The sequence below is a fragment of the Cereibacter sediminicola genome (assembly GCF_007668225.1).
GTDB classification, from domain to species: Bacteria; Pseudomonadota; Alphaproteobacteria; order Rhodobacterales; family Rhodobacteraceae; genus Cereibacter_A; species Cereibacter_A azotoformans.
The window spans coordinates 1-22,197 of sequence record NZ_VDEK01000016.1; the positions used below are offsets into that span (position 1 = coordinate 1).

A 22,197-nucleotide genomic window follows, 5' to 3' on the forward strand; every position below is an offset into this window, starting at 1 on the left:
CATCGCAGCCCAAACCGCAAACGCCTGAGTGTCCGGTGAAACGGGGGCAAAACCACCTTGCACCTGAATGGAACTTGACGCGACAGACCGCCGGATCCTCACCGTCCTGCAGAAGCAGGGCCGCATCACCAACGCCGACCTGTCCGAGCGGGTGAACCTGTCCCCCTCGGCCTGCCACCGGCGTGTGCAGCGGCTGGAGGAAGAGGGCTACATCGCAGGTTACGTGGCGCTGCTGGACGCGCGCAAGCTGGCGCGGCCAACGACCGTGTTCGTCGAGATCACCCTGCAGGGGCAGGCTGACGATCTGCTCGACCGGTTCGAGCGCGAGGTGGCGCGCGTGCCCGACATCCTCGAGTGTCACCTGATGGCGGGGACGGCCGACTATCTGCTGAAGATCGTGGCGCAGGACACCGAGGATTTCGCCCGCATCCACCGGCAGTATCTCTCGCGTCTGCCGGGCGTGGCGCAGATGCATTCGAGCTTTGCGTTGCGGACCGTGTTCAAGACCACGGCGATCCAGGTGTAAGGCCCCCGCCAGGGCCGGCATCCCACGCCCCGGTGGGCGCAGGATCGGGGCGGTTCAGCGGCGCCGGAAGCGCAGGAAGGTGAACAGGCCCCCCGGCCCCATCGGGGCCTGTTCGACCACCTCGAGGCGCGGATCGCCCGTGACGCGCTCGATGGAAAAGTCCGAATGCCAGCCCAGCGTGTTCTCGAACCGCGCGAGCGCCTTTTCGACGGCGGCAAGCGGGCCTTTATCGCGGGCGAAATGGTTCACGATGACCACCTCGCCGCCGGACTTGCAGACGCGGGCCATCTCGGAGACGACGCGTTCGGGCTCGGGCACCACCGAGACGAGGAACATCGCCACCACCGTGTCGAAGGTCTCATCGGGGAAGTCGATCTCGCGCGCGTCCATCTGGCGAAGCTGCTTCACCGGTGTCAGGCCGAGTTCCTCGACCTTCTCGCGCGCCTTGGCCAGCATCTCGTGCGAGAAGTCGATGCCCGTCACCTCGACGCGGCGGCTGTAGAGCGGCAGCGACAGGCCGGTGCCCACGCCCACCTCGAGCACGCGGCCGCCACGGGCGTTCACATGCGTCGCCGTGCGGCGGCGCGGACTCTCGCTGACCTTGCCGAAGCTGAAGTCGTAGATCGGCGCCCACCGCTTGTAGCTCCGGCTCACCGCGTCAAGTTCCATGCGTCCATCCCTTTTCCGTTGCACTCAGGCGCGCCAGCGGCGCAGGTAGTTCACGATCGACAGGCAGGTCACGCCGAGGTAGGCGAGCCCCACCAGAACCATCAGAAGCCAGAACCGCGTCACCAGCAGGCCGATCACGATCACGGTGCCGATCAGCACGAAGATCGCCTTGTCGCGCGGGATTCGCATTGACTTGGGCGAGATGGTCGGGATCCGGCTCGTCATGAGCAACCCGACCAGCGCCAGATAGATCCCGTAGGCGACGGGGAAGTCGCGGGCATCGATCAGCCCCTGCAGCGACATGAAGACCGGAAGCAGCGCGAGCAGCGCGCCCCCCGGCGCCGGCACGCCGGTGAAATGCGGCTTGATGCCGGGCGGCAGCGGCGTGTCGCGGTTGATGTTGAAGCGCGCGAGCCGCAGGCAGCCGCAGATCGTATAGACCAGCACGAAGACCCAGCTCGTGGAATAGGTGCCCGCCAGCGCATACTGGAAGACCAGAAGGCCCGGCGTGACCCCGAAGTTCAGGAAGTCCGAGAGCGAGTCGAGTTCGGCCCCGAAGTTCGACTGGGCGTTGAGCCGCCGCGCGATCAGACCGTCGAGCCCGTCGATGGCCGCCGCGAAGACGATCAGCATGGCGGCCAGATCGAACCGGCCCACCATGATGAAGCGGATCGCCGTCAGCCCCGCGCAGAGCCCGGTGATCGTCACCAGATTCGGCAGGAGCATCAGGATCGGCAGGCTCCGGTCGTCGCCGCGCCGCAGCATGGGTCAGCGGGCCGCGCCGGAGCGGCGCGCCTCCGTGCTGGTGAGGTCGGCCAGCACCGTCTCGCCCGACGTCATGACCTGACCGATGCAGACGAGCGGCGCCACCCCTTCGGGCAGATAGACATCCAGCCGCGAGCCGAAGCGGATCATCCCGAACCGCTCGCCGGTCAGCAGCGGCGTGCCCTCCTTGACGTCGCACAGGATGCGGCGCGCGACGAGGCCCGCGATCTGGACCACCGCGATCTGCCGCCCGTCGGCGAGCCGGATCGCCAGCGCATTGCGCTCGTTGTCCACGCTCGCCTTGTCGAGCGAGGCGTTCAGGAACTTGCCGGGCCGGTAGGCGACCGCCGTCACCGTGCCACCGATGGGCGCGCGGTTCACATGGCAGTCGAAGACGCTCATGAAGACCGAGACGCGGGTCATCGGTTCGGGCCCCATCCCCAGTTCGGCCGGCGGCACCGCGGGTTCGATCAGCGAGACGACGCCATCGGCGGGGCTGACGATCAGCCCTTCGCGGGCGGGGGTGATGCGGACCGGGTCACGGAAGAAATAGTAGCACCAGACGGTGAGAAGCACCCCGATCCAGCCCAGGGGTTCCCAGATCAGGAACAGCAGCAGCGTCACGCCCGCGAAGATGGCAACGAACTTCTTGCCCTCCCGGTGCATCGGCTTGATGAAGGTCGAGAGCATGTCGATCGCCATGGCGGTAGTGCCTTCTGAACTGGGTCTGGTTTCGTGGCCGCGGGCCGGAACTCCGGCCGCGTCGGTCGAGCAGGGTCAATGAAGGGATAAAACCACGCGGGCAGGCCATTGCAACCCTTGGTGGCGATCCTTCGCCATGCGCTGCTGCCGCACCGGAAAGGAAAACCCCCGACACTTGCGCGACGGGGGTCCGATGGTGGCGAACCCGAAGGCTCGCCCAGCTTCGCGCTGACGTCTCAGAGAGCGCCTTCGCGTTGCGCCTTCTTGCGCGCGAGCTTGCGCGCACGGCGGACCGCTTCGGCTTGCTCACGGGCGCGCTTGACGGAGGGTTTCTCGAAATGCTGCTTGAGCTTCATTTCGCGGAACACGCCTTCGCGCTGGAGCTTTTTCTTGAGGGCCCGGAGGGCCTGTTCGACGTTGTTGTCGCGGACGCTGACCTGCATGTGGTTGTCACCACCTTCCTAGGTTAGAGTTGCAAGATAAGCAGGTCGGGCGCCTATATCAAAGACGGAAAGGCTTGTCCACCGCCCACGGGCGGGGAACAGGGCGCTGGATCCTCTGGACAAGCCGGCTATTCTTCCGCCAGCAGTGCAAATGACAAGGGTGACAAGTCACCTCAGGGAACCGGAAAGGAAAGGCCATGGACACACGGGATGGAAACGAGAAGGCCCGCGACGCGATCCTCGATGCCGCGGTGATGCATGTGCCCTTCGACGGCTGGTCCGACGCGACGCTCCGCGCGTCGGTGCACGATTCGGGCGTGGCGCCGGGGCTGGCCCGCGCGCTCTTTCCGCGCGGCGGGGTGGATCTCGCGCTCGCCTACCACCGTCGCGGCGACGAGCGGATGCTCGAGAAGGCGGCGACGGTCGATCTGGGCTCGATGCGCTACTCGGAACGGGTGGCGACCCTGATCCGCTTCCGGCTCGAGGCGGTCGAGGACAAGGAACTGGTGCGCCGCGGCTCGACGCTCTTCAGCCTTCCGCAGCACGCCGCCGACGGGGCCCGCGCCCTGTGGGGGACGGCCGACCGGATCTGGATGGCGCTGGGCGACACGTCGCGCGACGTCAACTGGTACACCAAGCGCGCCACGCTCTCGGCGGTCTATGGTGCGACGGTGCTCTACTGGCTGGGCGACGAGACGCCGGGCCACTACGCGACCTGGGAATTCCTCGACCGGCGCATCGCCGACGTGCTGCGGATCGAGAAGCTGAAGGCCGAGGCGCAGCGCAATCCGCTGGTGCGGGCGATGACGGCCGGGCCGCGGATGGTCATGCGGCGGGTCCATGCGCCCGCTGCCCATGCCGACGTGCCGGGCCGGACGGGCCACCACTGACCGGCCGGCCAGCCCTCCCGGCCGCGACGCGCGCGGGGCCGGGCCCCACCCGATGAAGGAGAACCGCGTGAGCCTGCCCGAAACGATGCGCGCCGTGGAGATTTCCCGCCCCGGCGCGCCCGATGTGCTGAAACCCTGCAGCGTTCCCGTGCCGGTGCCGGGGCATGGCCAGATCCTGATCCGCATCGCCTACGCAGGCGTCAACCGGCCCGATGCGCTGCAGCGGGCCGGCGCCTATGCGCCGCCCCCCGGCGCCTCGCCCCTGCCGGGGCTCGAGGCCGCGGGCACGGTCGCGGCCGTCGGCCCCGGCGTCGCGCGCTGGAAGGTGGGCGACGAGGTCTGCGCGCTTCTGCCGGGCGGAGGTTATGCGGAATATGCCGTGACACCGGCCGGCCACGCGCTGCCCGTTCCCGAGGGCCTCGGCCTGCGCGAGGCCGCCTGCCTGCCCGAGACCTGCTTCACGGTCTGGTCGAACGTGGTGCTGCGCGGCGGTCTCCGGGCGGGCGAGCGGTTTCTCGTTCACGGCGGTTCCTCGGGCATCGGCACGACCGCGATCCAGATGGCGGCGGCGCTGGGCGCGCGCGTCTTCGCCACCGCGGGCTCGGCGGAGAAATGCGCCGCCTGCCGCGACCTCGGCGCCGAGCGGCCGATCAACTACCGTGAGGAGGATTTCGTGGCGGTCCTGAAGGCCGAGGGCGGCGCGGACCTCATCCTGGACATGGTGGGGGGCAGCTACCTGCCGCGCAACGTGAAGGCGCTGGCGACCGAAGGACGGCTGGTGCAGATCGCCTTCCTCGAGGGCACCCGGATCGAACTGAACTTTGCCGAGGTGATGATGCGCCGCCTGACGATCACCGGCTCGACCCTGCGCCCGCAGAGCGATCTGGCCAAGGACCGCTACGCCCGCGATCTCGAGGCGCATGTCTGGCCGATGGTGGCGAGGGGCGCGTTGCGGCCGGTGATGGACAGCGAGTTTCCCCTCGAGGAGGCCGCACAGGCTCACGCACGGATGGAAGGCTCGTCGCATGTCGGCAAGATCGTCCTGAAGGTGTGACCCGCCCGGGGGTGCCGGAGGCGGGGGCATCGACCCCCCCCCTCCGGCGCTGCCGCGGACAGGGCGTGTGGAGGCACCTCGCCCCCTCGCATCGCCCCGGGGCATCGGCCTGCGGCATCGGCCCCTCGGCGCTTGGGTGGCCCCGTGCGCCAGAATGTGCCACTGCCGTCTCGCGGCGCCTGAACGCCGGGCTTGCAGAGCTCAGGGGCCGCCTCCGGAGAGTTGCGCGGCTGACGTGCCGTCTTCCGTGGCAACGCCGTCCGCAGGGGCCTCGATGGCCCCAAGGACGGCTCCGCCGCCCGTATCAACGCTCGCCCTTGCCCTCGATGCTCTTCCTGAGCGCATCCATGATGTTCACGACGTTGTCGCCGCCCCGCGCCGTCTTCGGGCCGCTCTTCCGCGTGCCCTTCTTCGGCTTCTTCGACCGGATCAGCTCCAGCAGGTTCTCCTGCACCGGATCCTCGACCATGTCGGGCTCCCACTTGCGCGTCCGCTCGTCGATCAGCCGCTTGACCAGGGCCAGCGCCTTGGCGTCCGGCTTCCCGCCGCCGATGCCGGCGAAATACTCCTCCTCCGGCCGGACCTCGTCGCCGAAGCGGAGCGTCCAGAGGATGATCCCCTTGCCCCGCGGCATGAGCAGGACGGCCCGCTCCCGCCCGCCCAGCACGAGCCGGGCGATGCCGGAGCGGTCCGTCGCGCGCATCGCCTCGCGGATCACCGCGAAGGCCTCCTCGCCGATCGGGTCCGAGGGCATCAGGTAGTGCGGCCGGTCATACCAGATCCAGGCAATCTCGTCGGAGGGCACGAAACAGTCGATGTCGATGGTCCGGGCGCTGTCGAGCGCGACCGTCTCCAGTTCCTCGTCCTCGAGGATCACATGCTCGTCCTCGCCGCGGGGATAGCCCTTCACCCGGTCTTCGTCCCCCACCACGGCCCCCGTTCCGGCATCGAGGTATCGGCTGACGACCGGATGACCCGTCTTGACGTTGAGCGTGCGGAACCGCACCCGCTCGGCGTCCGAGGTGGCCGGCATCAGCGTCACCGGGCAGGTGACGAGCGACAGCTTCAGATAGCCTTTCCAGTAGCTGCGGGGTGCCATGCCGGCTCAACCGCCGCCGTCGCCGCGGGTTCCGACCGCGTGGATCCGGTCGAGCACCTCGTGCAGCGTCACCAGATGCCGTGCCTTCGGGTCGAACCTCTCGCCGGCGGCCAGCCGCGCGGCCCAGGCGGCGAGGGCACGGCCGCCCCACGGATCGGGCGGCTCGGCAAGGGGCCGGGTGCCGGTGCCATGATGGCGGTGGGCGGCGAAGTCGTAGAAGGAGCCGCCGACATTGGCGAGGCTGGCCCCGCCCTGGGTTCCGTGGAAATGCGCCTCGATCACCGCCTCGCGCCCGGCCTGCAGCTTCCAGGAACAGGCAAGGCGGATCACGCAGCCCTCGGCGGTCTGGAGGGTGGCGACGGCGTAATCCTCCACCTCATGCGCCCGCGCGGGCCGGCCGGCGGCCAGCATCTGCGCCTCGACATGGCGCACCTCGGGCCAGCCGAGCGACCAGAGCGCGAGATCCACGAGATGAACGCCCAGATCCATCACGCAGCCTCCCCCCGAGAGGGCGCGATCGTAGAACCACGCCTTGTCGGGCCCGTAGGCGTTGTGGAAGGTCAGATCGATCGCGAAGACGTGCCCCAGATCGCCCGAGGCGACCAGGGGGCGGATCGCCGCCATCGCCGCCGTCAGTCGATAGGAGAGATCGACGCCAAGCAGCCGGTCGGCCCGCGCGGCGGCCTCGACCACGGCCCGCACCTCCGGCGCGCTGCGCCCGAGCGGCTTCTGGCAGAAGACCGCGCAGCCCGCCTCGAGGGCGGCAAGGCTTTCGGCGGCATGACGGGCGCTCGGCGTGGCGATCACCACCCCGTCGGGGCCATGCGCCAGCGCCTCTTCGAGCGAACCCACGGCCGCCGCCTCCGGCGCCAGTTCGAGCGCACGCTCGACCGCCGCCCGGTCGGGATCGCCCAGGGCCACGATCTCGGCCACCCCGGTCCGGGCCAGCGCCTCCATCCGGGCGCGGCCGATCCAGCCAAGGCCCACGAAGGCCAGCCGGGGGCGGGTGCGTGCGGCGAGGCTCAGCTGCATGTCACCACCGCCTTCACGAACCCCTCGGGCTTGTCGCGCGTCGCATCGAGCGCCGCATCGAGCCGGTCGAGCGGAAAGCTGTGGGTGAGCAGCCCTGTCAGATCGAGCCGGCCCTTCTGCACCGCCTCGACCGCCTCGCGCATCCCGCGCAGGTAGGTCTCGGGCCGCCGCTCGTGCGCGTTCACCACGTCGATGCCGCGCCAGTTCCACTGCTGCATGTTCACCTGCCGCGGCCCGTCCTGATGATAGCCCGCGATCACCAGCCGGCCGCCCTCGGCCACCAGCTCACCGGCAAGGTCCAGCGGCCACTGCTTGCCCACGGCCTCGATCACCACGTCGCAGAAATAGCCGTTGGTGAGGTCGCGCACCTCGTCGATGATCTCCTGATGGTCGAGCATCGCGATGGTCCGGGCGGCGCCCATGCGCCGCGCCATGGCCAGCGATTCCTCGCGGCGCGAGATGGCGATCACCTCGGCGCCCGCATCCGCCGCAAGCCGCGTGAGAAGGGCGCCCAGAAATCCCACGCCGATGATCGCTACCTTGTCCCCGCGCCCGATGCCCGAGCGGCGGAAGATGTTCAGCGCGCAGGCCACCGGCTCTGCGGGAAAGGCAATGCCTTCGGGCAGCGGCACGACATGGGCCGCCGGAACGATCTCGTGGCTGGCGTAGCTGCGCTGGCCGAGGAAGGCCACGCGCTGTCCCTCGGCCAGCCCGGTCACGCCTGCGCCGAGCGCCTCGACCGTGCCCCAGCCCTCGTGGCCCATGCCGCCCGCCTCGGTCGGATAGCTCATCCATTCGGGTCCGGCCCAGGGGCCGAGGTTCGAGGCACAGACGCCGCAGGCCTCGATGGCAATCCGCACCTCGCCCTCGGACGGTTCGGGCAGGGGCAGCGACACGATCTCGATCCGGCCGGGGCCGGTCAGGCGCGCCGCGCGCATCTGCCGGGTGCCGGCGGGCCGCTCGCGTGCGGGCGTGAGAGAGACGTTCATGGGTCCTCCGGTGTCGATAACTCTCTTCATGATCATCTTCAGGATCAGGTTCGGAACGATGCCGGCCGCCATCTGTTCCGGCTGCGTCGGAAGAAGGCGCGCGAAAGGCGCCCAGCGGCGGAAGGGCGCCATGCCGCCGATAATCTTCGGCAGCGCCGGAACATTCCCGTGATCCTCTTGTTGGCCGGTTCATCTACAGCATCAATGACAACTTCAGGATCTTCTCATGGCGAGGATACTCATTACGGGCGGCTGCGGGTTCATCGGCCGCCACGTTGCCGAGGAACTGCTGGCGCACGGCTATGAGGTGCGCCTCTACGACGCGCTGATCGAGCAGGTTCACGACGGCGTTTCCGTCAGCCTGCCCGAGGGGGCCGAGCTGGTCCGCGGCGACATGCGCGACGCCGACCGGCTGCGTCCGGCGCTGCAGGGCTGCGATGCGGTGCTTCATCTCGCGGCCGAGGTGGGGGTCGGGCAGTCCATGTACGAGATCGCGCGCTATGTGGGCGCGAACGATCTCGGGACGGCGGTCCTGCTCGAGCAGCTGATCGACCGGCCGGTGTCGCGGATCGTGGTCGCCTCGTCGATGAGCGTCTATGGCGAGGGCCACTACGCGCGCGAGGACGGCTCGCTGGTCGAGCGCGTGCGCCGCAAGGCCGCCGACATCCGCGCGGCGCGCTGGAACCCGCGCGATGCCGCCGACCGCCCGCTGACCGCGGTGCCGACGGACGAGGGCAAGCGGGTCGATCTCGCCTCGATCTACGCGCTGACGAAATACATGCAGGAACAGGCCGTCCTGATCCACGGCGAGGCCTACGGCGTCGATGCGGTCGCGCTCAGGCTCTTCAACGTCTTCGGCGCGGGGCAGGCGCTCTCGAACCCCTACACCGGGGTGCTCGCCAACTTCGCCTCGCGGCTGGCCAACGGCGAACGGCCCACGATCTTCGAGGACGGCGAGCAGAAGCGCGACTTCGTGCATGTGCGCGACGTGGCGCGGGCCTTCCGCCTTGCGCTCGAGACGCCGGACGCGGCGGGCGAGGTGATCAACGTGGGCTCGGGCACGGCCTACACGATCTCGGGGGTGGCCCGGCTTCTGGCCGGCGCCATGGGCCGGCCCGAGATCACGCCGGAGATCCTGAACCGCGCCCGCACCGGCGATATCCGCAACTGCTTTGCCGACATCGGCAAGGCGCGCGCGATCCTGGGCTTCGAGCCGCGCCACCGGCTCGAGGATTCGCTCGATGAGTTCGTGGCCTGGGTCGCGGGGTCGGTCGCCGTGGATCGCGGCGCCGACATGCGGCGGCAGCTCGAGGAACGGGGGCTCGTCACATGAGCCGCGACTTCGGCTTTGTCGAATGGTTCCGCCCCGGCGATCATGAGCGGGTCGAGGAGGCGCTGGAGGGTCTGTCGGCCTCGGGCGCGCGCTACCTGCGCACCCATCTGAGCTGGGCGGAATATCTGGCGCCGGGGGGGGCGGAGTGGTTCGACTGGCTGATCCCGCGTCTGGGGCGCGAGATCGACCTGTTGCCCTGCATCCATTACACGCCGCCGTCCCTGTCGCGCACCGGCCGCAGCTCGGGCCCGCCGCAGGAGCTGAAGTCCTACGCGGACTTCATCGACCATGCCCTGACCCGCTACGGGCGGCACTTCTCGCATGTGGAGCTGTGGAACGAGCCGAACAACCTTCTCGACTGGGACTGGCGGCTGGACAGCGACTTCCTTCTCTTCTGCGAGATGGTGGGTGGTGCCGCCTGGTGGGTGCGCGAGCGCGGCTGGAAGGCGGTTCTCGGCGGCCCCTGTCCGTTCGATCCGCTCTGGCTTGACCTGATGGGTGAGCGGGGGGTGCTGGCGCATTGCGCGGCGGCGGGCTTCCACGGCTTTCCGGGCACCTGGGACAGCGAAGAGGGCGCCTGGGCCGGATGGGACCTGCATCTGGGCGAGATGCGCGCGATCCTCGACCGGCACAATCCCGAGTGCGAGATCTGGATCACCGAGACGGGCTATTCCACCTGGCGCAACGACGAGCTTGAGCAGGCCCGCCGCTTTGCCGGGGCGCTGAAGGCGCCCGCCGCACGGATGTACTGGTATGGCTGGCGCGACCTGCCGCGCGACGTGCCGGTGCAGGAGGGGCTCTGGTTCGATCCGCGCCACTACCACATGGGCGCGATGGACGAGGCGGGCAAGCCCAAGCTCCTCGCGCGGCTCCTGAGCGCCGAGGGGGTCGCGGGCGTGCGCTCGCTGGCCGGGCTCTGCGCGCCGTCGCTGGCGCGGGCGGTGCGGCCGACGGTCATCACGGGCGGCGCGGGCTTCATCGGCTCGAACCTGGCCGATGCGCTGCTGTCGGACGGCGAAGAGGTGATTCTGCTCGACAACCTGGGTCGGCCGGGGGTCGAGGACAATCTCCGCTGGCTCAAGGCGCGCCACGGCGACCGGCTGCATCCGGTGATCGCCGACCTGCGCGACGAGCGCGCCATGGCCGAGGCCGCTCGCGACGCGGCTTCGGTCTATCACCTTGCGGGCCAGACGGCGGTGACCACCAGCCTCGACAGCCCGGTTGCCGATTTCGAGATCAACGCCCGCGGCACGCTGAACCTGCTTGAGGCGATCCGGGCCACCGGCCGCCCGGTGCCGCTGCTGTTCGCCAGCACGAACAAGGTCTATGGCGCGCTCGAGGATCTCGAGATGCAGCCCGGCGAGCGTCATGTCCCGGCCGATGCCGGTATCGTGGCGCATGGTATCCCCGAGACCCGGCCGCTCGAGTTCTGCACCCCCTATGGCTGCTCGAAGGGCGTGGCCGACCAGTATGTGATCGACTATGCCAAGAGTTTCGGCATCCCCACCGCCGTCCTGCGCATGTCCTGTATCTACGGCCCGCGCCAGTTCGGCACCGAGGATCAGGGCTGGGTCGCGCATTTCCTGATCCGGGCCCTGAAGGGCGAGAGGATCTCGGTCTTCGGCGACGGGCGGCAGGTGCGCGACGTGCTGCATGTGAGCGATGCCGTCACGGCCTACCGGCGCCTGATGGCCGAGGTGGGCGCGGGGCGCATCGGGGGTCGGGCCTTCAACCTCGGGGGCGGGCCGGACAATGCGGTGAGCCTGCGGCAGGTGCTGGCCGAGATCGGCCGGATCACCGGCCGCGCGGTACAGGTCACGAACGAGGAGTGGCGGCAGGGTGACCAGCTCTGGTTCGTGGCCGACACGCGCGCGCTGGGGCAGGCGGTGGGCTGGCAGCCCACCGTCGGCTGGCGGAGCGGGATCGCGGCCCTGGCCGACTGGCTGGCCCAGCACCGGATCGGCCCGCAGGAGCCTCTGCCCCAGCCGGAAAGGATGCGGGCGTGAGCCGGCAACGTCTCACCATCCTGATGACCGTCGATGCGGTGGGCGGGGTCTGGCGCTATGCGATGGATCTGGCCTCCGGCCTGCGCGGGCAGGTGGATGTCGTCTTTGCCGGCTTCGGGCCCGCCCCGTCGGAGGCACAGCGGCAGGAGGCCGATGCCTTGGGCCCCCTAGAATGGTGCGAAGCCCCGCTCGACTGGCTGGTCAGCGGCGAATCCGAGCTGGCCGTGGTGCCGAAGATGATCGCGGGCGTGGCGCGCCGGCATCGGGTGGACCTGATCCATCTGAACCTGCCCTCGCAGGCGGCGGGGCTGTCGGTGCCGGTGCCGGTGCTTGCGGTCTCGCATTCCTGCGTCGTGACCTGGTTTGCGGCGGTGCGTCAGGGTGTGCTGCCCGCGGGCTGGCTCTGGCAGCGGCGGCTGAACCGGCAGGGACTTGCGGCCGCCGATGCGGTGGTGACGCCGACGCAGGCTCAGGCCGATCTGATGGCTTCGGCCTACGGGCCGCTGCCCGAGGTGCGGGTGGTGCCCAACGCCAGCCGCTTCGCCCCGCCGGCCCGCCGCATGGCGCGCGCGATGGTGCTGTCGGCCGGCCGCTGGTGGGACGAGGGCAAGAACGCCGCCGTTCTCGATGCGGCGGCGCCCCTGATCGACTGGCCGGTGGTGATGGCGGGGGCCGCCGCCTCGCCCAACGGTCAGGCGGTCGAGATCCGCTACGCCGTGGCGCGGGGCGAGCTGTCGCACGCCGACCTCCTCGACCTGATGTGCGAGGCCTCGATCTTCGTCTCGCCCTCGCGCTACGAGCCCTTCGGCCTTGCGGTGCTCGAGGCGGCGCGGGGCGGGCTGCCGCTCGTCCTGTCCGACATCCCCACCTTCCGCGAACTCTGGGAAGGGGCGGCGGATTTCTTCGCACCCGACGATCCCATGGCGCTCGCCGAGACCGTCAACCGGCTGGTCCGCGACCCTGACCGGCGTCGCACGCTCGGTCAGGCGGCCCAGAAGCGCGCGGCCGACTACACCCCCGAGCGGCAGGCCCGCTCGATGGCCGCGATCTACGCCGAGCTTTGCCCGATCCCCGAAACCCTCCGTGCCGCGAGGTGACATGAAGTTCCTGTTCTACACCCACTCGCTCGTGTCCGACTGGAACCACGGCAACGCCCATTTCCTGCGCGGGGTCATGCGCGACCTCATCCACCGTGGCCACGAGGCGCGGGCGCTCGAGCCCGAGGGCGGCTGGAGCCGGACGAACCTCGAGGCCGATCAGGGGGCGGCGCCTGTGGCTGCCTTCGCCCGGGCCTTCCCCGAACTGGCCTCGACAAGCTACGGCGCCGCCTTTGACCATGAGGCGGTGCTTGCGGAAGCCGATGTGGTGGTCGTCCATGAATGGACCGAGCCCGCGCTGGTGGCGCGGATCGGTCGGGCGCGCGCGGCGGGCGGGCGCTTCCTGCTACTGTTCCACGACACGCACCACCGCGCCGTCAGCGCCGACGGCGAGATCGGCGGGCTCGACCTCTCGGGCTACGACGGGGTGCTGGCCTTCGGCGAGACCCTGCGCGAGACCTATCTTGCGGCGGGCTGGGGGCGGCAGGTCTTCACCTGGCACGAGGCGGCCGACGACGCGCTCTTCCGCCCGGTCCCGTCGGAGATCGAGGGCGACCTGATCTGGATCGGCAACTGGGGCGATGGCGAGCGCAGCGCCGAGCTGTCCGAGTTCCTGATCGACCCGGTGGCCCGCCTAGGCCTTGCCGCCACCGTGCGGGGCGTCCGCTATCCGGCCGAGGCGCTGGAACGGCTGGCCGCGGCGGGCATCGCCCATGGCGGCTGGATCCCGAACGCCGAGGTGCCCGCGGCCTTCGGGCGGCACCGCGTCACCGTCCATGTGCCGCGGCGGCCCTATGTCGAGGCGCTGCCCGGCATCCCGACCATCCGTGTCTTCGAGGCGCTGGCCTGCGGCATCCCGCTGGTCTCGGCGCCCTGGTCGGACTGCGAGGGCCTGTTCCGCACCGGCACCGACTATCTCGTGGCCCGCACCGGCGCCGAGATGGAGCGCCACCTGCGCGCGATCCTGCATGACCGCGATCTTGCCGAGGCGCTGGCCGAGCACGGGCTGGCCACCATCCGCTCGCGCCACACCTGCCGGCACCGGGTGGACGAGCTTCTGGCGATCGTGACCCGGCTCGGACTTCCGGCCGCAACGGCGGAGGTGGCCTGATGCGCAGCATTGCCTTCTACGGATCGAGCCTCGTCTCGGCCTACTGGAACGGGGCGGCCACCTACTACCGCGGCATGATCCGCGCCCTGGCCGAGTGCGGCTACCGCGTGACCTTCTACGAGCCCGACGTCTACGACCGGCAGAAGAACCGCGACATCGACCCGCCCGACTGGTGCCGCGTCGTGGTCTATGACGGCACGCCGGAGGCGCTGAAGCGGGCGGCCGCCGAGGCGCGACAGGCCGACATCGTGGTGAAATGCTCGGGCGTGGGCTACGAGGACGATCGGCTGCTGGCCGAGGTGCTGCGCGCGGCACGTCCCGACGCGCTGCGCGTCTTCTGGGACGTGGACGCCCCCGCGACGCTGGCCGAGATGCAGGCCACGCCTGACCATGCGCTGCGCCGCGCGCTGGACAGCCTCGATCTCGTGCTGACCTATGGCGGCGGCGAGCCGGTGGTGGCGGCCTATCGCGCCCTCGGCGCCCGCGACTGCGTGCCGATCTACAACGCGCTCGACCCCGAGACGCACCATCCCGTGGCCCCGCAGGACCGCTTCACGGGCGATCTGGCCTTTCTCGGCAACCGCCTGCCCGACCGCGACGCGCGTGTGGCCGAGTTCTTCACCCGCCCCGCCCGCGAGGTCCCCGGCGCGAGCTTCCTTCTGGGCGGATCGGGCTGGCACGACGCGGACTTTCCGCCGAACGTCCACCGCCTTGGCCATGTCGGCACCGCCGACCACAATGCGCTCAACGGCTCTCCCCGGATGGTGCTGAACGTCGCCCGCGACAGCATGGCGGCGAACGGCTTCTCACCCGCCACCCGCGTCTTCGAGGCGGCGGGCGCCGGGGCCTGCCTCGTGACCGACGCCTGGGAGGGGATCGAGCTGTTCCTCACGCCCGACCGCGAGGTGCTGGTCGCCCGCGACGGGCAGGATGTGGCGGAGTATGTCCGCACCGTCGGGAACGAGCGCGCGCGGCTGATCGGCGAGGCGGCGCTGCGCCGTGTCCTGTCGGAACACACCTATGCCCACCGCGCCACCCAGGCCGACGCGCTGTTCCAGCGCCATCTCGGGCGGATGGAGGCGGCGGAATGAGCCTCGACATCGTCATCATCGGCCTCGCGCTCTCGTCGTCCTGGGGCAACGGCCATGCAACCACCTACAGGGCGCTTCTGCGGGGGCTGGCGGCCGAGGGCCACCGCACCCTGTTTCTCGAACGCGACGTGCCCTGGTATGCAGAGAACCGCGACCTGCCCGCGCCCGACTTCTGCCGGCTGGAGCTTTACGGCGCCATCTCGGATCTCACCGGGCGCTGGGCCGAGCGCATCCGCAGCGCCGATGCGGTGATCGTCGGCTCTTATGTGCCCGAGGGGCGCGAGGTGATCGACGCGGTCGCCGCCCTTGGCCCGCGGCTGCTGGCCTTCTACGACATCGACACGCCGGTCACGATGGGCCTGCTGGACGAGGGCCGGGACGAGTTCCTCGCCGCGCGTCAGGTGTCGCTCTTCGACCTCTATTTCTCCTTCTCGGGTGGCGAGGTGCTCGACCATCTCGAGCAGGCGCGCGGCGCGCGTGCGGCCCGCGCGCTCTACTGCTCGGTCGATCCCGAGCACTACCAGCCCGTGCCCGGAGAGCCGCGCTGGGATCTGGGCTATCTCGGCACCTACAGCCCCGACCGGCAGCCGACGCTCGAGGCGCTTCTCCTCGAGCCGGCCCGGCGCCTGCCCGACCGGCGCTTCGTGGTGGCCGGGCCCTCCTATCCCGCCGACATCGACTGGCCCACCAACGTCGAGCGGATCGAGCATCTGGCGCCGGCCGACCACGCCGCCTTCTACAGCCGGCAACGTTTCACGCTGAACGTGACGCGCGCGGCGATGATCCGCATGGGCTGGTCGCCCTCGGTGCGCCTGTTCGAGGCGGCGGCCTGCGCCACGCCGGTGATCTCGGACCACTGGCGGGGGCTGGACGAGCTTCTGCCCGATGGCGAGGCGATCCTGATTGCCCGCGGCCCCGAGGATGTGGTGCGGGCGCTGACGGATCTGAGCGAAGGCGCGCGGCTAGCCCTGGGCCAGGCGGCGCAGCGCCGTGTGCTGGCGCAGCACACCGGCCGGGCGCGGGCGCGGGATCTGGCCGAGGCCCTGCAACGGCAGGCCAGGGCCGCGGCCTGAGTTCCGTGCGCGGACAGTAGCTGGTGACGCGGGCGCAGGTTGCGCCGGGACAACGGAGGACTCCCATGCTCAAGAGAACCGCTCAGAACACCATCCTCGTGGCCGGGGGCGCGGGATTCGTCGGATCGCACCTGTGCGAGACGCTGCTGCGGCAGGGTCATCGCGTCATCTGCCTCGACAGCTTCCTCACCGGCTCGATGGAGAATGTGCAGGCGCTCTGCAACTTTCGCGAATTCCGGCTGATCCGGCAGGACGTGATCGAGCCGCTCCGCCTCAGCGAGCAGGTCCAGCAGATCTACAACCTCGCCAGCCCCGCCTCGCCGCCGCAGTATCAGGCCGATCCGGTCCATACGATGATGACGAATGTCGTGGGCACGCAGAACCTGCTCGCGCTGGCCGAGGCTCATGGCGCGCGCTTCCTGCAGGCCTCGACGTCCGAAGTCTATGGCGATCCCGAAATTCATCCCCAGCCCGAGGACTACCGCGGCAACGTAAGCTGCACCGGCTCGCGCGCCTGCTACGACGAGGGCAAGCGCGCGGCCGAGACGCTCTGTTTCGACTACCGCCGCCGCGACCGGGCGGATGTGCGGGTCGCGCGCATCTTCAACACCTACGGCCCGCACATGAGGCCCGATGACGGGCGTATCGTGTCGAACCTGCTGGTGCAGGCGCTTCAGGGCGTGCCGCTGACCATCTACGGCACGGGCGCGCAGACGCGATCCTTCTGCTATGTCACGGACCTCGTGGCGGGCCTCATGGCGCTGATGGAGGTCGATGAGGCGCCGGAAGGGGCGATCAACCTCGGCAATCCGGGCGAGTTCACCATCGCCGAGCTGGCCGATCTCGTGCAGCGGCTGGTTCCCTCGGCGGCGGGCGTGGTGCATCTGCCTCTGCCCGAGGACGACCCGCGCCGCCGCCGGCCCGACATCAGCCGGGCCAGGCGCCTGCTGGGCTGGGAGCCACGGGTGCCGCTGTCCGAGGGGCTGCCCCAGACCGCGGCATGGTTTGCCCGCCACTTGGGCCGGACCCTGCCCGCCCCCCTGCGTGCGGTGCGGGCCAGTCAGTCCGTCCGGGCCTGAAGTTCCGGCCGCCGGTGGCCCGCCGGCGGTGATGTCGCACCCATACGGGCGGGATCGACGCTGCCATAGGTATGGCGCCCCGCCTTAATCCCGTCGTTCCCCTGCCTCCGTCCCACGCTAAGGAGCGTCTCGCGCTCAGGTTGTTCCGCAACCGGCCTGGCGCGAGGAATGGCAGGACGACGGGATGCACATCCGGCACGGCGGCAACAACTTTCTGGTATCGACCTGGGACGCCGGGCAATCCTACCTCACCACCTGGTCGGCGGGAAACGTGCGGATCCTCGAGGATGAGCGCATAGCCCTCACGCTGAGCAAGTCCACCGACGGGCACTCCCGCCCCTGGATCGGCGGCGAGATCCAGTCGGACGCCGCCTTCACCACCGGATCCTGGAGCTGGATGGCCCAGGCGCCGCGGATGGTCGATGGCACCGTCTTCGGCCTGTTCCTCTACAAGCAGGACTACCGCACCCAGCCCTGGCGCGAATATGATATCGAGTTCGTGGGCGGCGACACGACGAAGATCCACCTCGCCGTCCATTTCGAGGATGCCGGCGGCCGCCATGTCACGCTGCGCAAGCCCCTGATCATCGACCTCGGCTTCGACGCGGCCGCGGCGCCGCATGTCTACGAGATCCAGGTCACCAGCAAGAACGCCTTCTTCCGCGTCGATGGCGAGACAGTGGCGGTGATCGACGCCTCCTACGTCGAGGGCGGGGTCTGGGATCCGGGCCCGCTCAAGAGCCTCGTGGATCTCTGGGCCACCCCGCCCGAGCTGGCCCCCTGGGCGGGCCTGATGAGCGCAAGCCACACCGCGCCGCTGACGGCCCATGTCGAGAACATCCGCCTGCCCTCGGACAGCACGATCTTCGGCAACCGCAGCGCCAATCTCGTCCAGGGCACGGGCGCGGCCGATCTTCTCTACGGCTTTGGCGGCAACGACACGCTGGCGGGCGGCGGCGGGGCCGACCGGATGTATGGCGGGGCAGGCAACGACATCTACTTCGTGGACAATCCGGGCGACCGGGTGATCGAGCGTGCGGGCGAGGGCACGGACACGGTGCGGTCCTCGGTCAGCTACCAGCTCGAGGCCAATGTCGAGCGCCTGGTCCTGACCGGCAGCGCCGCCATCAACGGCATCGGGAACGGGCAGGCCAACCTGATGATCGGCAACGGCGCCGCGAACCGCCTCGTCGGGGGCGGCGGCAATGACCGGCTCGAGGGGCGGAACGGAAATGATCGGCTCGAGGGGGGCGCGGGCAATGACACGCTGCTTGGCGAGGCCGGCAACGACCACCTTCTTGGGGGGGCGGGACGCGACCTGTTGCTCGGCGGGACGGGAGCCGACCGCCTTAATGGTGGCGCGGGCAACGACACCCTGACCGGCGGGGCCGGCAACGACACCTTCGTCTTCGCGCGGGGGCATGGCCGCGACGTGATCACCGATTTCGTGCCCCGCGGCGGCGAGGACCGGCTGGAGATCCACGGCTATGATCGCGCGGCCGAGGTGCGGCAGGTCGGAGCCGACACGCTCGTCGTGCTTTCGGACAGCGACTCCATCCTGCTGCAGAATGTCCGCGTCGCGCAGCTCGGCCCGGTCGATTTCCTGTTCGTCTAACCGACAGCCTCCGCGGCCTCGGCCGAGCGCATGGCCGCTTCGGCCGCCGTGAGGAAATCGCTCCTCGTCAGCGGCTTGCCGAGGACGGCGGCGAAGCGCGGCGTGACCTGCGTCACCCGGCTGCGCCAGTCCGGCAGCGCGGTGATCAGCAGCACCGGCAGATCCGGCGCAAGCCCGTTCGCGGCCTGCCCGAGGTCCGCCCCCGTCACATGGGGCATGTCGTAGTCGGTCACCAGCAGATCCCAGAGGGCCGGATCGTCGCGCAGCGCGGCCAGCGCATCCCGCGGGTCGGCGCAGGGCACGACCTCGGCCCCGGCCTGCTCGAGAAAGGCCGAGAGCACCCGAAGCACGTCGGCATTGTCGTCCACGACAAGAACGGTGCGGCCCGTGAGGCGTCCGGTGAGGGCGCCCGCCGTTGCCGGTGCCGGAGCGGCCGGCGCCTCGGGCCGTTCACGCGCCTCGATCGGCCAGAGCACGGTGAAGCGCGTGCCCGCTCCGGGCGCGCTCGCAAGCGCGATGGCGCCGTGATTGGCCGACAGGACGCCGGTCACGATCGCGAGGCCAAGGCCGGTTCCCGCGGCCCCCTTGGTCGAGAAATAGGGCTGGAAGACTTTGGCCTGCGTCTCCGGGGCGATCCCGGGGCCGTTGTCGGACACGGTCAGGGCGACGTAGGCCTGCCCGGCGCCGAGGGTGCCGGCCGCGAACGGACCGGCCAGTTGCCCGGCATCGGGCGCGCCGAGGGCGAGCGTGATTTCGTATCCCATCTCGCTCGGGGGCGCCGTGGCGATGGCGTCGCGGGCGTTGACCACGAGGTTCAGCACCACCTGCAGGATGTCCGTCGGGTCCGCCTCGACCCAGACCGGCTCTGGCGGCAGGGCGAGCGTGAGCCGCGTGCGGTTGCGCAGCCCGGCGCGGACGAGATCGGCCGCCTCATGCAGCAAGGCGCGCAGGTCGATGCGCGAGCGGTTGCTCTGCCGTTGGCCGAGGCTGAGGAAACGCCGCACCAGCGCCCCCGCCTGCTCGGTGGCTGAAATGATCCGCTGTGCATGGGCTTCGGCCGCGCCCGGCCTGAGGTCACGGATCAGCGTGGCCGATCCGCCGATCGCCGCCAGAAGATTGTTGAGATCATGCGCAAGCCCCGAGGCGAGCTGGCCGATGATCTCGCGCCGCTGCGCCATCTGAAGCTCTTCGCGCAGGCGGGCCTGTTCCTGCTGCTCGCGCAGGCGCTTGGCGATGTTGCGCGACATGCAGATGATCCCGCCGTCGGCCTTCAGCGTCAGCGAGACCTCCTGCGGCAGGTCGCTGCCGTCCAGCCGGCGACCGATCACCTCGCCGCGCCAGCCGCCCTCCGCCTCGAGCACCGGCATGGCCACCGCGGCGATATGGTCGGCAACCTCCGGCGCATAGAGATCGCGCCAGGAGCGGCCGATGATCTCTTCAGAGTCCGTGAAGCCGAACATCTCGCGGTGGGCCCGGTTCATGTAGACATAGCATCCGTCGGGATCGGTGATGGCGATGCCGTCGTGCGAGGCATCCATGGCCGTTGCCAGATCCGTCCGCGCGCGCTGCTCGGCCTGCTTCAGCGCGGTGATGTCCACGGCAAGGCCCACCCGGCCGCCGTCCGGGGTCCGCCGCTCGAGCACGCGCAGCCAGCGCCCGTCGGCCAGTTGCTGTTCCTGCTCGTGGCTGTCCTGGCGGTGGGCGGCGAGCCGTTCGGCCATCCACTCGTCCTCGCGGCCGTGCGCGTCGAGGATTTCGCCCGCCCGCACCCGCTCGCGCAGGATCTCCTCGAACCGGGCGCCGGGAACGATGGCCGGCGAGGATCGGGGATGGAAGTCGTGATATTGCGCGTTGCACAGGACAAGCCTGTCCTCGGCGTCGTAATAGGCAAAGGCATCCGGCAGCACCTCGACCGCGGCCGCAAGGCGCGAGCGCGCGGCCTGGGCCTCGGCGGCCATGGCGGCCAGCTGTTGCTCCTGCTGCTTGTAGGCGGTGATGTCGCTTCCCACGGCCATGTAGCCGGAGAGGGCGCCATCCGGCCCCAGGAGCGGCTGGATGGAAAGATCGAGCCAGAACCGCCGCCCGTTGCTGGCCGTGGCCTGCAATTCCGCCCGGACGGGCCTTGCGCCGGCCAGCATCTCGCGGAGCCGGTCCGAGCAGCCACAGTCGCTGTCCGAAAAGCTCATCACCGCGCAGAGCGGCAGGCCGCGGACCTGCGGCTGCGTCTGGCCGGTCTGCGTCTCGAACGCGGCATTGACCCACTCGATCCGCTGCTCTGCATCCGTCACGATCACGAGGTTGCTGGTCAGCTGGGCAAACACGCCGAGCCGTTCGACCTGCTGGCGCTGGACATGCGCCTCCGTCGTGTCGCTGATGACGACCAGGTAGCCCGCATGACCGCCCGTCGCGCAGGGCATGCGCGAGGCCGAGACCGAGTGCCATCGCCGGCCATCCGCAAGCGGAACCTCATATTCATGGCCGGCGGACCGACCCTTTTCGTCCACCTCGTCGAGCACCTGCCGGGCCAGCCGGGCCAGCGGGGCGGGCAGGGCATCCTCGAACCGCTGGCCGTGGACAGGCTCGGGCAGCGGCGAGCGCGGCCCGAGCCAGCCGGCGCGGCAACGAACCAGCCGCCGGTCGCCGTCAAGCTCCACCAGCATGTGCGGCATGGCGTCCAGCATCGCCTGCAGTCGGTCGCGCTCGTCGCGCAGGGCCGCCTCGGTTTCGGATGGCCGGGGCGGCTTGGATCGGAGAGCCCAGGGTTTCATCATGGGCAGACGCCCTGCCACCCGCTGGGCACGGAAATAAGGGTGATCACCAGCACAGTCTCCTCTGCGTCGGCATGTCCGCGCCGTTCGGGTGGGCCCCGAGTCGCGCGCCCATCCTGACGGGCACTTGTTCCCGAAACCTTAATCCCGCACCGTCTCAAGAGAACGCGGCAGTTCGTATTCGCGCATCCTCTTTCGCATGGGAGACGGGCAACGGTATGACGCCGCGTCAGACGAGCCCCTTGCGCTTGGCCGCCAGCACCGCCTGCGCCCGGCTGGACACGCCCAGCTTGAAAAGAAGCGACGCCAGAAGCGTCTCGAGCGCGGCCGCCCCCATCCGGTCGGCCAGAAGCTCGCCGGAGCGCCCGTCGGCCAGTTCGCGCAGGAGTTGCAGCTCGGCCGCGGTGAGGCCGTCGGATGTGGCCTCGGTCTGGGGAGCGGCAGGTTCGGCGCCGGTTGCCGCGGCCTTGCGCACCGCCGCGGCGAGGGTGCCATACTGCGTCTTCTGCACGAATCCCGCGACACCCATGCCGCGCGCGGCCGTCACCGTCTCTTCGGGCAGGTTGCCCGACATCAGCAGGACCGGCCGGCCGCCGTTCGCGGCCAGCGCCCGGGCGATCCCCTCGAGCCCCTCCATCCCCGGCATGAAGAAATCCAGCAGCAGCAGGTCAAAGGGGCCGTGCGCCGCGATCCGTTCCAGCGCGCCGGGCAGATCCTCGGCCGCATGAACCTCCATGTCGAATTCGCGCCCGAGAAGCCCCACGATCAGTTCGCGCACCAAGGGCTGATCGTCGGCCACGAGGACCGAGAGCGGCTTGCCTTGGGTGTCGGGCTGGTCCATCGGTCCTGTTCCTC

General features: G+C 70.1%; 19 protein-coding genes and 1 pseudogene. 11 read left to right on the forward strand and 9 right to left on the reverse strand.

The annotated features are described in order from the left end of the window. Positions 1–67 precede the first annotated feature (67 nt). A complete protein-coding gene (locus tag FG154_RS11890; RefSeq protein WP_101340153.1) occupies positions 68–526 on the forward strand; it encodes an Lrp/AsnC family transcriptional regulator in 459 nt (152 codons plus the stop codon). A 54-nt stretch (positions 527–580) separates the two neighbouring features. On the opposite strand, the gene FG154_RS11895 is transcribed toward FG154_RS11890, so the two are convergent. The 4 genes and pseudogenes from FG154_RS11895 to rpsU all read right to left on the reverse strand — a co-directional run bounded on the left by FG154_RS11895 (position 581) and on the right by rpsU (position 3,105). Beyond that, complete coding sequence (locus tag FG154_RS11895; RefSeq protein ID WP_145107990.1) at positions 581–1,195, reverse strand: class I SAM-dependent methyltransferase; 615 nt, start codon at positions 1,193–1,195, stop codon at positions 581–583. 24 nt (positions 1,196–1,219) lie between these two features. Then, entirely contained in the window at positions 1,220–1,960 is a 741-nt protein-coding gene (gene pssA / locus FG154_RS11900; RefSeq protein WP_145107992.1) for a CDP-diacylglycerol--serine O-phosphatidyltransferase, read from the reverse strand. A gap of 3 nt (positions 1,961–1,963) precedes the next feature. After that, positions 1,964–2,668 (reverse strand): annotated as a pseudogene (locus FG154_RS11905) (phosphatidylserine decarboxylase); the annotation flags it as partial. Between the two features lie 230 nt (positions 2,669–2,898). Beyond that, a complete protein-coding gene (gene rpsU / locus FG154_RS11910) occupies positions 2,899–3,105 on the reverse strand; it encodes a 30S ribosomal protein S21 (protein WP_002720900.1) in 207 nt (68 codons plus the stop codon). Positions 3,106–3,302: 197 nt separating this feature from the next. On the opposite strand from rpsU, the gene FG154_RS11915 reads away from it, so the two are divergent. Together FG154_RS11915 and FG154_RS11920 are read left to right on the forward strand one after the other, a co-directional pair. After that, positions 3,303–3,995: a COQ9 family protein gene (locus FG154_RS11915; protein ID WP_145107998.1), complete on the forward strand. Its 693-nt coding sequence runs from the start codon at positions 3,303–3,305 to the stop codon at positions 3,993–3,995. Between the two features lie 67 nt (positions 3,996–4,062). Beyond that, the gene (locus FG154_RS11920) at positions 4,063–5,049 is read left to right on the forward strand and encodes an NAD(P)H-quinone oxidoreductase (protein WP_145108001.1); all 987 of its coding nucleotides are present in this window, start codon (positions 4,063–4,065) and stop codon (positions 5,047–5,049) included. Positions 5,050–5,353: 304 nt separating this feature from the next. On the opposite strand, the gene ku is transcribed toward FG154_RS11920, so the two are convergent. From ku to FG154_RS11935, 3 genes are read right to left on the reverse strand one after another with little or no spacing between them, the layout of a single operon-like run. Continuing rightward, positions 5,354–6,148, reverse strand: a complete 795-nt coding sequence (gene ku, locus FG154_RS11925; RefSeq protein ID WP_145108004.1) for a non-homologous end joining protein Ku — start codon at positions 6,146–6,148, stop codon at positions 5,354–5,356. Between the two features lie 6 nt (positions 6,149–6,154). Continuing rightward, positions 6,155–7,180: a Gfo/Idh/MocA family protein gene (locus tag FG154_RS11930; RefSeq protein WP_145108007.1), complete on the reverse strand. Its 1,026-nt coding sequence runs from the start codon at positions 7,178–7,180 to the stop codon at positions 6,155–6,157. Next, positions 7,171–8,169, reverse strand: coding sequence for an MDR/zinc-dependent alcohol dehydrogenase-like family protein (locus tag FG154_RS11935; RefSeq protein ID WP_145108010.1), 999 nt, complete (start codon positions 8,167–8,169; stop codon positions 7,171–7,173). Before FG154_RS11935 ends, FG154_RS11930 begins: the two co-directional genes overlap by 10 nt. A gap of 226 nt (positions 8,170–8,395) precedes the next feature. Between FG154_RS11935 and FG154_RS11940 the strand changes: the two genes are divergently transcribed. From FG154_RS11940 to FG154_RS11975, 8 genes are all read left to right on the forward strand, one after another. Continuing rightward, positions 8,396–9,502 carry an NAD-dependent epimerase/dehydratase family protein gene (locus FG154_RS11940; RefSeq protein WP_145108013.1) on the forward strand — a complete coding sequence of 369 codons (1,107 nt, stop codon included), beginning with the start codon at positions 8,396–8,398 and terminating at the stop codon, positions 9,500–9,502. Continuing rightward, positions 9,499–11,508 (forward strand): NAD-dependent epimerase/dehydratase family protein, encoded by a 2,010-nt coding sequence (locus tag FG154_RS11945; protein WP_145108016.1) that lies wholly within the window; start codon positions 9,499–9,501, stop codon positions 11,506–11,508. Before FG154_RS11940 ends, FG154_RS11945 begins: the two co-directional genes overlap by 4 nt. After that, a complete protein-coding gene (locus FG154_RS11950; protein ID WP_145108018.1) occupies positions 11,505–12,605 on the forward strand; it encodes a glycosyltransferase family 4 protein in 1,101 nt (366 codons plus the stop codon). The genes FG154_RS11945 and FG154_RS11950 overlap by 4 nt, the downstream gene beginning before the upstream one ends. A 1-nt stretch (position 12,606) precedes the next feature. Further along, the gene (locus FG154_RS11955) at positions 12,607–13,716 is read left to right on the forward strand and encodes a CgeB family protein (RefSeq protein WP_145108021.1); all 1,110 of its coding nucleotides are present in this window, start codon (positions 12,607–12,609) and stop codon (positions 13,714–13,716) included. After that, a complete protein-coding gene (locus tag FG154_RS11960) occupies positions 13,716–14,807 on the forward strand; it encodes a CgeB family protein (protein WP_145108023.1) in 1,092 nt (363 codons plus the stop codon). The genes FG154_RS11955 and FG154_RS11960 overlap by 1 nt, the downstream gene beginning before the upstream one ends. Beyond that, positions 14,804–15,880 (forward strand): CgeB family protein, encoded by a 1,077-nt coding sequence (locus FG154_RS11965; RefSeq protein ID WP_145108026.1) that lies wholly within the window; start codon positions 14,804–14,806, stop codon positions 15,878–15,880. The genes FG154_RS11960 and FG154_RS11965 overlap by 4 nt, the downstream gene beginning before the upstream one ends. 65 nt (positions 15,881–15,945) lie before the next feature. Next, positions 15,946–16,959: a UDP-glucuronic acid decarboxylase family protein gene (locus FG154_RS11970; protein WP_145108028.1), complete on the forward strand. Its 1,014-nt coding sequence runs from the start codon at positions 15,946–15,948 to the stop codon at positions 16,957–16,959. A 184-nt stretch (positions 16,960–17,143) separates the two neighbouring features. Next, the gene (locus FG154_RS11975) at positions 17,144–18,574 is read left to right on the forward strand and encodes a family 16 glycosylhydrolase (RefSeq protein WP_145108030.1); all 1,431 of its coding nucleotides are present in this window, start codon (positions 17,144–17,146) and stop codon (positions 18,572–18,574) included. On the opposite strand, the gene FG154_RS11980 is transcribed toward FG154_RS11975, so the two are convergent. Both FG154_RS11980 and FG154_RS11985 read right to left on the reverse strand, forming a co-directional pair. Next, positions 18,571–21,345 carry a hybrid sensor histidine kinase/response regulator gene (locus tag FG154_RS11980; RefSeq protein WP_145108033.1) on the reverse strand — a complete coding sequence of 925 codons (2,775 nt, stop codon included), beginning with the start codon at positions 21,343–21,345 and terminating at the stop codon, positions 18,571–18,573. The two genes, FG154_RS11975 and FG154_RS11980, sit on opposite strands and share 4 nt — an antisense overlap. A gap of 226 nt (positions 21,346–21,571) precedes the next feature. Then, positions 21,572–22,183 carry a response regulator transcription factor gene (locus tag FG154_RS11985; RefSeq protein WP_145108036.1) on the reverse strand — a complete coding sequence of 204 codons (612 nt, stop codon included), beginning with the start codon at positions 22,181–22,183 and terminating at the stop codon, positions 21,572–21,574. Positions 22,184–22,197: the final 14 nt, after the last annotated feature.